The 11,438-nt window shown below is 71.4% G+C and carries 13 protein-coding genes; 7 read left to right on the top strand and 6 right to left on the bottom strand.

Annotation, left to right across the window (positions count from 1 at the left end):
* Positions 1–23: 23 nt before the first annotated feature.
* The 4 genes from ACQKIP_RS27280 to ACQKIP_RS27265 form a co-directional block, all read right to left on the bottom strand.
* Entirely contained in the window at positions 24–815 is a 792-nt protein-coding gene (locus ACQKIP_RS27280; protein WP_365853496.1) for an SURF1 family cytochrome oxidase biogenesis protein, read from the bottom strand.
* 84 nt (positions 816–899) lie between these two features.
* On the bottom strand, positions 900–1,133 hold the full coding sequence (locus tag ACQKIP_RS27275; RefSeq protein WP_365853305.1) for a hypothetical protein: 234 nt from the start codon (positions 1,131–1,133) through the stop codon (positions 900–902).
* A gap of 109 nt (positions 1,134–1,242) precedes the next feature.
* Complete coding sequence (locus ACQKIP_RS27270; protein WP_427744357.1) at positions 1,243–2,259, bottom strand: DEDDh family exonuclease; 1,017 nt, start codon at positions 2,257–2,259, stop codon at positions 1,243–1,245.
* Between the two features lie 31 nt (positions 2,260–2,290).
* A complete protein-coding gene (locus tag ACQKIP_RS27265) occupies positions 2,291–3,004 on the bottom strand; it encodes a TetR/AcrR family transcriptional regulator (protein WP_365853309.1) in 714 nt (237 codons plus the stop codon).
* 72 nt (positions 3,005–3,076) lie between these two features.
* On the opposite strand from ACQKIP_RS27265, the gene ACQKIP_RS27260 reads away from it, so the two are divergent.
* From ACQKIP_RS27260 to ACQKIP_RS27230, 7 genes are all read left to right on the top strand, one after another.
* Positions 3,077–3,874, top strand: coding sequence for an acetoacetate decarboxylase family protein (locus ACQKIP_RS27260; protein ID WP_365853311.1), 798 nt, complete (start codon positions 3,077–3,079; stop codon positions 3,872–3,874).
* A gap of 1 nt (position 3,875) precedes the next feature.
* A complete protein-coding gene (locus tag ACQKIP_RS27255) occupies positions 3,876–4,760 on the top strand; it encodes an SDR family NAD(P)-dependent oxidoreductase (RefSeq protein WP_365853313.1) in 885 nt (294 codons plus the stop codon).
* A 10-nt stretch (positions 4,761–4,770) separates the two neighbouring features.
* Positions 4,771–6,054 carry an amidohydrolase family protein gene (locus ACQKIP_RS27250; RefSeq protein WP_365853315.1) on the top strand — a complete coding sequence of 428 codons (1,284 nt, stop codon included), beginning with the start codon at positions 4,771–4,773 and terminating at the stop codon, positions 6,052–6,054.
* Positions 6,051–7,313: an amidohydrolase family protein gene (locus ACQKIP_RS27245; RefSeq protein ID WP_365853317.1), complete on the top strand. Its 1,263-nt coding sequence runs from the start codon at positions 6,051–6,053 to the stop codon at positions 7,311–7,313. Before ACQKIP_RS27250 ends, ACQKIP_RS27245 begins: the two co-directional genes overlap by 4 nt.
* 49 nt (positions 7,314–7,362) lie before the next feature.
* Positions 7,363–8,079, top strand: a complete 717-nt coding sequence (locus tag ACQKIP_RS27240) for a VIT1/CCC1 transporter family protein (protein WP_365853319.1) — start codon at positions 7,363–7,365, stop codon at positions 8,077–8,079.
* Between the two features lie 125 nt (positions 8,080–8,204).
* Complete coding sequence (locus ACQKIP_RS27235) at positions 8,205–9,101, top strand: sterol desaturase family protein (RefSeq protein ID WP_365853321.1); 897 nt, start codon at positions 8,205–8,207, stop codon at positions 9,099–9,101.
* Entirely contained in the window at positions 9,098–9,817 is a 720-nt protein-coding gene (locus ACQKIP_RS27230; RefSeq protein WP_365853323.1) for a lysoplasmalogenase, read from the top strand. Before ACQKIP_RS27235 ends, ACQKIP_RS27230 begins: the two co-directional genes overlap by 4 nt.
* On the opposite strand, the gene ACQKIP_RS27225 is transcribed toward ACQKIP_RS27230, so the two are convergent.
* Both ACQKIP_RS27225 and ACQKIP_RS27220 read right to left on the bottom strand, forming a co-directional pair.
* On the bottom strand, positions 9,747–10,802 hold the full coding sequence (locus ACQKIP_RS27225) for a CopD family protein (protein ID WP_365853325.1): 1,056 nt from the start codon (positions 10,800–10,802) through the stop codon (positions 9,747–9,749). The two genes, ACQKIP_RS27230 and ACQKIP_RS27225, sit on opposite strands and share 71 nt — an antisense overlap.
* 82 nt (positions 10,803–10,884) lie before the next feature.
* Positions 10,885–11,438, bottom strand: a 554-nt coding sequence (locus ACQKIP_RS27220; protein ID WP_427744352.1) for a hypothetical protein, incomplete at its 5' end; no start/stop codon positions are given.

The raw sequence follows: 11,438 nt of genomic DNA, 5'->3' as shown, positions 1-11,438 counted from the left end.
CGGCGGAACGCGACGGGGGTGTGCTACACCGAAGCGGGCGTCGCCTCCGGAGCCGGCGCCTCCGCGGCGGCCGCGCGGCGGTCCCGCACCTCCCTGCGTACCAGGACCACCCAGCCGATGGGAACGCCCGTACAGAACAGCCACCACTGGACCGCGTACGCCATGTGCGGGCCGATGTCGCCGTGCTCGGGCTCGCCGATCAGCTGGGGAGAGTCCCCGGCGGGCTCCGGCGAGGTCAGCTCGACATAGCCGCCGAGCACCTCCTTGCCGAGGCTGTGCGCCTGCTGCCCGCTGCTGATCAGCATGATCTGACGGTCCGGCAGCCCCTGGACGTCCTTGATGCCGCTCTGCGCGGACGTCTCGTCGGCCATCAGGCGGCCGGTGACGGTGATCTCGCCCTTGGGCGCCGGGGGGACCTTCGGGAACTCGGTCTGCGGTCCGTTCGCCGGGATCCAGCCCCGGTTGACGAGCAGGACCTTGCCGTTGTCCAGGAGGAACGGGGTCAGGACGTGGAAGCCGATCTCCTCGTCGGAGTTCGTGCGGCGCCGCACGACGACCTCGTCCTTCGTGTCGTACGTGCCGTGCGCGCTCACCCTGCGGTAGCGCTCGGAGTCCGCAATGGAGTGGCCGGGCGAGGTCAGCCGCTCGGCCGGGACCGGCTTCGCGTCCAGCGCCTTCGAGATCTCCGCGTTCTGTGCGACGCGGTGCTCGTGGCGGTGCAACTGCCAGAAGCCCAGCTCGATCATCGTGGGGATGAGAACCAGGCCGATGAGGGTAAGGATCACCCACTGCCGGGTCAACAGGAAGCGGTACACCCCATGACGGTACAACTCGGCCATGGGGTGCAGGGGAGTGGGGTAGTCCGGGCGGTGTGGGGGCCGGTCGGCCGGAGACCGGGGTCACACCCTGTCGACGATGCCCACCTGCCCCTCCGCGCGCGAGCAGTGCGCACCGCAGTACCACTTCTCCTGCACCTCCACGCCCTGGCCGATGATCCGGCACCGGCAGTGCTCACAGATGGGCGCCATGCGGTGAATGGCGCAGGAGAAGCAGTCGAAGACGTGCACCGCGCCTTGCGCGTGCACTTCGAAGGACATGCCGTAGTCGTTTCCGCAGACCTCGCAACGTGCCATGCGCCACAGGGTGGGACGCCGGGCGCCCGCATGCGAGCAAGCAGGCGGGCGCCGGGCCGACAATCACCCGTCTGACGCCCGCGAGGACGCCCTCCTTCGGCCGGGCGGCTCAGCCCTGTGCCGCCGGAGCGACGTCCTGGAGGAGCTGGCCGAACGCGGCCTCGTCGATGACGGGTGTGCCGAAGGAGCGCGCCTTCACGGTCTTGGAGGTGCCCGAATCCGGGTCGTTCGTGACGAGCAGGCTGGTCAGCCGCGACACGCTGGTGGCGATGTGCAGACCGGCCTCGACCGCACGGTCCTCCAGGAGCTCGCGCTCGACGGAGGTGTCGCCGGAGAACGCGACACGCATGCCCTGTTGGAGCGGTTTGCCCGTTTCATACCGACCGGGGTTGGGGTACGGGCAGGCGGGCCGCTTGCGCGAGGGGCGCCAACTCGCCGGTCCGTACGAGGAATACGACGAGCCCGCCGAGGAGGCGGAGCCCGGTCCGGTGGGCTGGCGCACGATGCGGGGCGCCCCGTCGGACCACTCGGTGAGCGGCAGGCACTCCAGGAGCGGCAGCCGCACCCCGCCGCTGGCCGCGGCCTTGAGGCTGGGGCGGAACGCCTCGGCGAGCACGCGCGCGTCGTCCAGGGCGTTGTGCGCCTGGCGCTGTTCGACGCCGAAGTGCGCGGCGAGCGACTCCAGCTTGTGGTTGGGCAGCGGGAGCCGCAGCTCCTTGGAGAGCGCGATGGTGCACAGGCGCTGGCGCACGGGGGCGGTGAGCTCCGCGCGTGCGTACTCCCTGGCGATCATCGACCAGTCGAAGACGGCGTTGTGCGCGACCAGGACGCGGTCGGCCAGCCGCGCGGCGAACTCGGCGGCGATGTCCTTGAAGAGCGGCGCGTCGGCGAGGAGCTCGCTGGTGAGGCCGTGGATCCAGACGGGGCCGGGATCGCGCTGGGGGTTGACCAGCGTGTACCAGTGGTCCTCCACCTCGCCCCGGGCGTCCACGCGGTAGACGGCAGCCGACACTATGCGGTCGTCGCGGGCGAGGCCTGTGGACTCGAGGTCGACGACCGCGTACCCCGTTGGGTACGCGGCCGGCCAGGTGGCTGCGGACGCTGCGGTCGTCTGGTCTTCGAGCATGGTCCATGAGGATACGGGCCGCGACTGACAGTCAGGTCCCCGGTCCGGTGCGCGGGTCGGCCGAGTGGCCGGTTCCGTCGCCGGCAGGCGCGGGTCCGGGGCCGAGGAGTCCGGACACCAGTGCGTTCACCGACATGGTGAACAGTGCCTCGGGATCGGCGGGCCGGGCGAGCGCGCGGGCCAGTGCCGGGTCCTGTTCGGCTGTCTGCGCGCCCCACAGCTCTTCCTCGCCGGGCCGTTGCACGGGCGCGCGTTCGCGGTACCGCTCGACCAGGACGTGGCCGACGACGTGCACCTGTACGGCGCGCACGGCGTCGGCCGCACGGGTGCCGCGCAGGCCCGCCGCGTGCACTTCGTGGACCAGGACCTGCTGGGCGGGCAGGAACATCCGCTCGGTGAGGCCGCGTTCGTGCACCATCGCGACGAGGTGCGGGTGGCCGCGCAGCTGCCGGCGCAGGGCGCGCGCCACGGAGACGATGCGCCGGGCGGGGGTGCGGCCGGTGGGCCGGATCGCGCCGAGGTCGGCGAGGGTGCGCTCGACGAGGGCGTCCAGGAGCGACTCGCGGTTGCCGACGTGCCAGTAGATCGAGGTGACGGCGGTGCCGAGTTCGGCGGCGAGCCTGCGCATCGTCAGGGCCCCGGGGCCGTGCCGCTTCACGAGGGCCGTGGCGGCGGCGAGGACCTGTTCCCGGTCGAGATGCCCGCGTTCCCGGTCCGGATGCGTACGCGTCTCTTCACTCTTCACGCCTCCTGTTGTAACTGTGTTACAGAACCGCCCGCAAGACCTTCTTGTAGTCCTGACGAAGGGTGGTACGACATGGCACGCGTACGTTACGGAGCGCGCACCGAGGCGGAGATCGCCGCTGCGCGCGCCGCGAGTTCGAAGCTGCCCGACATCTGGTCCACCGGTGTGGTGGCCGTCTGGGAGAGCGATCCGGACGCCGTGGCGGCCGTCCTGCCGCCCCCGCTGAAGCCCGGCAGCCGGCCGCTGGTGCGGGCCAACATCAGCAAGGTCGACCTGCCCGGCTATCCGCTCGGTGCGGGCTCGGTGGCCGTCGCCGCCGAGCACGACGGGGTGCAGGGGTGGTATCCGCTGGTGATGCCGATGACCCACGAGCGGGCGCTGATCGGGGGGCGTGAGGTCTTCGGGGAGCCGAAGAAGCTGGGCGAGGTCGAGGTGGAGCGCGACGGCCTGGTCGTCCGCGCCTCGCTGGCCCGGTACGGCATCGCCTTCGTGGAGGTGCGCGGCGCGGTCAGCGGCGCCCTGCCGATCCCCGAACCGGTCCGCAAGACGGACTTCTACTTCAAGTTCCTGCCCGCGGTGGACGGTTCGGGCTTCGACGCGGACCCGGTGCTCGTGCACTGCGTGCGCAACGAGAAGGTGCGCAAGCTGGAGGGCATCACCGGGGACGTCGTCCTGCGCGAGTCCGTGTACGACCCGGTCGCCGACCTCCCCGTGCACGCGGTCGTCGAGATCACCATCGGCGAGAAGACCACCGACCAGCAGGGCCGGGTCGCCGAGCGGGTCAGCGCGCAGGCGCTCCTTCCCTACATCCACCAGCGCTACGACGACCCGCAGCAGATCCTCGACGGCCCGCCCGAGGGGAGCGTCTGAGATGGAGCTGCGGGAAGGGCAGGTCGCCGTCGTCACGGGCGCGGCGAGCGGCATCGGACTCGCCATGGCGCGGCGGTTCGCGGCGGACGGACTGAAGGTGGTCCTCGCGGACGTCGAGGAGGGCGCCCTGGAGAAGGCGGCGGCCGGTCTTCGCGAGAACGGGGCGAGCGTGCACGCGCGCGTGGTCGACGTCGGCTCGCGCGAGCAGGTCTTCGCGCTCGCCGACGCGGCGTACGAGAAGTTCGGCGCCGTCCATGTGCTGTGCAACAACGCGGGCGTCGGCTCCGGCGCCGAGGGCCGCATGTGGGAGCACGAGCCGAACGACTGGAAGTGGGCGTTCGAGGTCAATGTGTGGGGTGTCTTCCACGGCATCCAGGCCTTCGTGCCCCGGATGATCGCGGGCGGCGAGCCCGGCCACGTCGTCAACACCTCTTCCGGTGACGGCGGCATCGCACCGCTGCCGACGGCGTCCGTGTACGCGGTCACCAAGGCTGCCGTCGTGACGATGACGGAGTCCCTGTACGCCCACCTGAAGGCGGAGCACGCGCGCGTGGGCGCCTCCGTGCTCTTCCCGGGGCCGCACATGCTGCGCACGGGGCTGTGGGAGTCGCACCGCAACCGCCCCGACCGCTATGCCAAGTCCCGCCCCCGCAAGACCCCTTACCGCAGCCTCGACCAGTGGGAGTCCGCGATGCGGGACGCCGGCAAGGAGGTGGCGTTCACGCCGGTCGAGGAGGTCGCGGACTTCGTGGCGGAGGGGATCACGGCCGGGCGGTTCTGGCTGCTTCCGCAGAGCGAGCACAGCGACCGGCAGATCAAGGCCAGGTCGCGGTCGATGCTGGACCGCGCGGATCCGGCGTACCTCGAGAACTTCATTCTGGACTGAAGGGCACGTGATGACCGACCAGGATCCCTACCTGATCATCTCCTCCGACTGCCACGCCGGGCTGCCCACCGAGGAGTACAGGCCCTATCTCGACAGCCGGTTCCACCGCGACTTCGACCAGTTCCTGGAGGAGCGCGGCGCCCGGCGCGAAGAGGCGACGCGCCTCGGCATCCGCAACGACGCGTTCGCCGCCAAGTGGTTCGAGGACAACGAAGAGGGCCTGCGGGGCGGCTGGGACACCGCGCAGCGCCTCAAGGAGCTCGACGGCGACGGGGTGGCCGCCGAGGTCGTCTTCCCCGACGCGGACGCCGTGGACAGCCAGACGGCCGCGCCCTTCGGAGTGGGCCTCGGCCTCTCGGGGGACCAGGACCCGGAGCTCGGCATGGCGGGCGCGCAGGCGCACAACCGCTGGCTGGCCGAGTTCGTGTCCGAGCACCCCGAACGGCACTGCGGCGTGGCTCTGTTGCCGGTCACCGGCGAGGTCGACCGTGTCGTCGCCGAGATCCACCGGGCCAAGGAGTCCGGGCTCGGCGCGCTGATGATCCCCTCCATGTGGGTCGACAAGGCGCCCTATCACGACCGCCGTTACGACCCGGTGTGGGCGGCGGCGGCCGAGTGCGCGATGCCGATGGTGACCCACTCCGGGGCGGCGCCCCGCCACGAGTACGGCGACCACCTGGGGATCTACGTCTCCGAAGTGACCTGGTGGCCCGCGCGGCCGCTGTGGTTCATGCTCTGGTCGGGCGTCTTCGAACGCCATCCGGGGCTGAAGTTCGGCGTCGCGGAGTCCGGCTGCTGGTGGCTGCCGAACCTCCTGTGGTTCATGGACCGCCTCTACCTGGGCGCGCACGGCGGCAAGAAGCTCTCCCCGTTCGCGGAGCTCAAGCGGCCCCCGCACGAGTATCTGGACCGGCAGATCTTCATCTGCGCCACCAACACCAAGCGCCGCGAACTCGCCCAGCGCTACGAGATCGGCGTCGACAACATCCTGTGGGGCAGCGACTTCCCGCACCCCGAGGGCACCTGGCCCGACACGCGCGCGTGGCTGAAGAAAACCTTCCACGACATCCCGGTGGGCGAGACCCGGCGCATGCTGGGTCTGGCGGCGGCCGACGTCTTCGGGTTCGACACCGAGAAGCTGGCGCCGCTGGCCCGCCGGATCGGCCCCACCCCCGCCGAACTGGGCCAGCAGGACGACCAGTCGGCGGTCGAGGCGTCCTGGGCGCGCTCGCGCGACGTGGGGCGCCACTGGCTGACCGACCACGACTTCCCGGTACTGGGGGCACAGGCATGAGCCAAGACCTGACAGAAAGCGCGACCGAAGAGCGTTACACCGTCATCTCCGCGGACTGTCACGCGGGCGCCGATCTCCTCGACTACAAGCCCTACTTGGCGTCGGACCACCACGACGCCTTCGACGCGTGGGCCGCCACCTACGTCAACCCCTACGAGGACCTGCTCGCCGACACCGCCGACCGCAACTGGAACTCCGACCGCCGCGTCGCCGAGCTGGAGCAGGACGGCATCGTCGGCGAGGTCGTCTTCCCCAACACCATCCCGCCCTTCTTCCCGAGCGCCTCCCTGATGGCACCGGCGCCGACGCGCGCGGAGTTCGAGCAGCGCTGGGCGGGCCTGCGCGCCCACAACCGCTGGCTCGCCGACTTCTGCGCCGCCGCTCCGGGACGCAGGGCGGGCGTCTTCCAGATCCTCCTCAACGACGTGGACGAGGCCGTCAAGGAGATCCACTGGGCCGCCGACGCGGGCCTGAACGGCGGCCTCCTGCTGCCCGGCACACCGCCGGGCAGCGGACTCGCCGAGCTCTACTCGGTCACGTACGACCCGATCTGGGCGGCCTGCGCCGAGCGCGGCGTGCCGGTCAACCACCATGCGGGATCGGCCTCGCCGCCCCTGGGCGAGGAACCGGCCGCGCGGGCCGTCTTCATGGTGGAGACGACGTGGTTCTCGCACCGGGCGCTGTGGCATCTGGTGTTCGGCGGCGCCTTCCGCCGCCATCCGGAGCTGCGGCTCGTGCTCACGGAGCAGGGCTCGGGCTGGATCCCCGGCGTGCTCGACATGCTGGACTACTACCACGGGCGTCTTGTCGCGGCGGCCTCGAAGGCGGGCGCGGGCGGTACGGCGGAGTCCAAGTTCGGTGCGGGGCTCGCCGATGCGATGGGCAAGGGCCCCTCCGAGGTCTGGCGCGACAACTGCTTCGTCGGCGCGAGCTTCATGCGGCCGCACGAGGCGCAGATGAGGGACCGGATCGGCATCGACAAGATCATGTGGGGCAGCGACTATCCGCACGACGAGGGCACGCACCCCTTCTCGCGCGAGGGTCTTCGCATCGCCTACGCGGGCATGCCGAGGGACGAGATAGCGGCCATGGTCGGAGGCAACGCGGCCCGCGTCTACGGCTTCGACCTGGAGCGGCTCGGCGAGGTCGCGGCGCGCGTCGGACCGACGGTCGGGGAACTGGCACAACCCCTCAAGGAGACACCGGCCGGCGCGACGAGCCCGGTGTTCGCCTCGGGAGGTGCGGCGCGCGTCTGGTGACGGCGTGCCCTTGCCGAACTCGCTCACCCGGGAGTGAGACCCTCCCCGGGTGAGCGATCAGGCAGCTGGACACGACGAACCACACGGCGGCGCGCTGGGCACCCGCCTCAACTGGCTGCGTGCGGCCGTGCTGGGGGCCAACGACGGCATCGTCTCCACGGCGGGGATCGTCGTCGGCGTGGCGGGCGCCACGGGGGAGCGCAGCACGCTGCTCACGGCCGGTATGGCCGGGCTGCTCGCCGGGTCGATGTCGATGGCCGCGGGGGAGTACGTCTCCGTCTCCACCCAGCGCGACTCGGAGAAGGCGGCCCTCGCCCTGGAGCGGCGCGAGCTGCGGGAGCAGCCCGACGCCGAACTGAACGAGCTGACGGATCTCCTCGCGGACCGGGGGCTGAGCCGTGAGGTGGCGCGGGAGGCGGCCGAGCAGCTGACCGAGCGGGACGCGCTGCGGGCGCACGCGCGCGTGGAGCTCGGTATCGACCCGGACGAGCTCACCAATCCGTGGCACGCCGCCTGGGCCAGCTTCGTGGCCTTCACGGCGGGCGCGCTGCTCCCGCTCCTTGCGATCGTGCTGCCGCCCGCCGACTGGCGCCTTTGGGTCACCGTCGTCTCGGTCCTCGCCGCGCTCGCCGTGACGGGGTGGAGCAGCGCGCGGCTCGGCTCCGCGAAGGTGCGGCCCGCCGTGCTGCGCAACATGGGGGGAGGGGCGCTCGCGATGGCGGTGACGTACGGGGCGGGCGCGTTGCTCGGGGCGGTCGGTGTCTGAGTATCCGTGCGTGTTTGAGCGTCCGCTTTTGGCGGGGATCGCCAACATCCACTTCTTTACCGCTGGTAATACTTGTCGGTAACTACGTCTAGCGGCGGCCGACGACGGGCCCTTACGGTGCACGCATGCCGCCGAACCTGCCCGATGTCGTGCTGTGGTCCATACCTGCCTTCGTGCTGCTCACCGTCGTGGAGATCGTGAGCGTGCGGATCCATCCCGACGAGGACGAAGCCGGGTACGAGACGAAGGACGCCGCCACCTCCATCACCATGGGGCTCGGCAGTCTCGTCTTCGACCTCCTGTGGAAGATCCCCATCGTCGCGATCTACACGGCGGTGTACGCGCTGACGCCGCTGCACATCCCCGTCCTGTGGTGGACGATCCCGCTGATGCTGCTCGCGCAGGACTTCTTCTACTACTGGTCGCACCGCGGGCACCACGTCATCCGCATCCTGTGGGCCTGCCACGTCGTGCACCACTCCAGCCGCAAGTTCAACCTCACGACGGCGCTGCGCCAGCCCTGGACGAGCCTGACCGTCTGGCCGTTCTACGTTCCGCTGATCGCACTCGGCGTGCACCCGGCGGCGCTCGCGTTCTGCTCGTCGGCGAACCTCGTCTACCAGTTCTGGATCCACACCGAGCGCATCGACAAGCTGCCGCGCCCCTTCGAGTTCGTCTTCAACACCCCCTCCCACCACCGCGTCCACCACGCGTCCCAGGGCGGCTACCTGGACCGCAACTTCGGCGGCATCCTGATCATCTGGGACCGCTTGTTCGGCTCCTGGGTGGCGGAGACGGACCGTCCGGTCTACGGCCTCACGAAGAACATCGCCACGTACAACCCGCTGCGGGTGGCCACCCACGAGTACGTGGCGATAGCCAAGGACATCCGCAGGGCGACGAGCTGGCGCGAGCGGGGCGGAAGGCTGTTCCGGGGCCCGGGCTGGCAACCGCAGGCACCAGCGGCACCACAACCGGCACCGGAGGCAGTGACGGAGCCGGTGACGGAGAGCGCGGCGTGACAGAGGCGTCCACCAGGGCAAGGCTGCTCCTCGCTGCCTTCGCCCTCGCCGCGCTGGGCGACCTGACCGCACTCCTGGCAGGCTCGGACACCGCCCACACCATCTTCAAGCCCCTGCTCATGCCCCTCCTCGCGGGCTGCGTACTGGCGGTCAGAGGCCCGCGCCTGCTGATCGCCGCGCTCCTCTTCGGCTGGGGAGGCGACACCCTCCTCCTGCTCGACGCCGACCCCGCGTTCCTCGCCGGAATGGGCTCCTTCGCCGCGGGCCACGTCTGCTACCTCACCCTCTTCAAGCGCCACGGAAGTCCGCGCGCGCGTGGAGGGTGGCTGGTGGCCGCGTACGCCACCGCCCTGATCGTCACGGTCGTGCTCCTGTGGCCGGACCTCCCCGCGGACATGCGCGGCCCGGTGGCGGGCTACAGCCTCCTGCTCACCGCGATGGCATGGGCCGCCGGCAGGACGGGCCTCACGACGGCCGTGGGCGGCGCGCTGTTCCTCCTGTCGGACACCCTCATCGCGACCGGCATCGCCGAGTGGCCGCAGGCCCCCCGCCCCGACTTCTGGATCATGCTGACCTACATCGCCGCCCAGTTCCTGCTGGCCCGCGGCGTACTGGCGGCGGCGCAGTCCGGGCAGCCCGCGCGCCTCACCAGCGAATCGGCAGCGGCAACGCGGTCAGGAGCGCTGACACCGCCACCACGGCCCCCAGGGCGATGACCTCCCAGCGGGCGGGCGCGTACGCGGACGTGCGGTCGGCGGCCCTGCTCAACCGCAGGCGCGCGAGCAGCGCGAGGACGGCCACGGCCACCACGAGGAGCACCTTGGCGAGCAGCGTGCGCCCGTAGGCCGTGTCCGTCAGCTGGTCGAGGACCGTGCTCGGCGGCATCCGCCGCAGCGTGCTGCACACCCCCGTCACGGTGATCGCGGCGAACAGAACGGCCGCCACGCGCGCGTAGAGCCCCAGTACCGCAGCGCCCGCTTCCGGAGCCGACGTGCGCCACAGCCGGAGCATGCGAAGGACCTGGAGCAGGCCGCCCGCCCACAGCACCCCGCAGGTCAGATGCACCAGCGTCAGGCCGGTGCCGATGAGCGGGGAGTCCTCGGCCGGAGGGTGGGCCCGCAGCGCCTCCGCGACGATCACCGCGGCGAGCGGAAGGGCGGCAGTGGAGGGGCGGCGCGAGCGCGCGCACAGCAGCGCCACGATGAAGGCGTTGACTTCGAGGAGCGCGAGCCTGCCGTCCCGCGAGGCGTACAGACCGCCGATGTCCATGTCGGACAGCTGATGCGGCACGAGGTTGCCGGTGGCCACCACCGAAGCCAGGCCGAGCGAGGCGACGAGGCCCGCGCCCGCCGCGTATGCCGCCCAGCTCCGCGGCTCCCGCTCCAGCGGCGCCCCCGGCACCCGGCGGGCCAGGCGTATCGCGTACACCTCGCCCAACTGCACGCACAGCGCGGCGAACAGAACCGTCCGCAGGAAAGTGATCCCGGCGGTACCGGGCGCCTCGGCCTCACCGGTGCCCTCAAGCGCCGCCGAGGGGCCCAGGAGCGGGACGGCGGCGGCGACGGCCACCAGGATCAGCACGGCGACGGCATGACCCGTCGCGGGGCGGCGTGCGGCGCGGTGCGAGGCGCGGGTCGCGGCGGCTGCCGCGTCGGCCGGGGCTTCGCCACCGGGGTCGGCGGACGGTTGTATGGAGCTCACTACAAGATCTTCACCAGGCACCCCCTAAACGGGCAAGTCCTGGCAAACAACTGGCGGATTCCCATTCCGCCCGGCAGGCCACTTACGCCGCGGCGCCCGCGTCCGCCTCACCCCGGGTGGCCGCCGACCACCACAGCCTGATCGATTCCTGCGGCTCCGAGGGCCGCAGCTCCCATCCCCGGGCGGCAGCGGTCTCCACCACGTAATGGCCGCCCGCACCGCGGTAGTTGCGCCAGGGGATCTCGCACTCGACGGGCGGGGCCGGCTTCTTCGGCTTCTTGGGGGCGGACGCCTGAGCCGTCCAACGGCCCACGACCTTGTCGACGCGCGCGCGGTAGTACGCCGTGTCCCCCTCGTGGCGCAGCTCCGGCCAGGTCACGCACCAGCCCGGCATCCGGAGAAGCTCCAGCATGCCGTCCGCCAGGGCGTTCAGCTTCCGCTCGCCCGAGTCGCTGACCGCCTCGACGATCTCCGAGAGGAACAGGACCACGATGACCCCGGCCATCACCACCGCCGCGAGCGCGATCCAGAACGGTACGTACACGATCATGCCGGTGAAACCGAGCACCAGCTGCCACCGGGGGCGGACGGGCCAAGCCACCCAGTGCTCCGTACCGGCCTGGACGAACCGGGAGT

Origin of the sequence: Streptomyces sp. NPDC059900 (genome assembly GCF_050270335.1) — a bacterium.
Taxonomy (GTDB): Bacteria; Actinomycetota; Actinomycetes; order Streptomycetales; family Streptomycetaceae; genus Streptomyces.
This window is presented reverse-complemented; position numbering and strand designations above follow the sequence as displayed.

Bases quoted from the DNA above. Each gene is read 5' to 3' on its own strand.
- ACQKIP_RS27235 (WP_365853321.1), top strand. From the start codon at position 8,205: ATGCCGCCGAACCTGCCCGATGTCGTGCTGTGGTCCATACCTGCCTTC.
- ACQKIP_RS27245 (WP_365853317.1), top strand. From the start codon at position 6,051: ATGAGCCAAGACCTGACAGAAAGCGCGACCGAAGAGCGTTACACCGTC.
- ACQKIP_RS27255 (WP_365853313.1), top strand. From the start codon at position 3,876: ATGGAGCTGCGGGAAGGGCAGGTCGCCGTCGTCACGGGCGCGGCGAGC.
- ACQKIP_RS27275 (WP_365853305.1), bottom strand. From the start codon at position 1,133: ATGGCACGTTGCGAGGTCTGCGGAAACGACTACGGCATGTCCTTCGAA.
- ACQKIP_RS27260 (WP_365853311.1), top strand. From the start codon at position 3,077: ATGGCACGCGTACGTTACGGAGCGCGCACCGAGGCGGAGATCGCCGCT.
- ACQKIP_RS27270 (WP_427744357.1), bottom strand. From the start codon at position 2,259: ATGCTCGAAGACCAGACGACCGCAGCGTCCGCAGCCACCTGGCCGGCC.
- ACQKIP_RS27250 (WP_365853315.1), top strand. From the start codon at position 4,771: ATGACCGACCAGGATCCCTACCTGATCATCTCCTCCGACTGCCACGCC.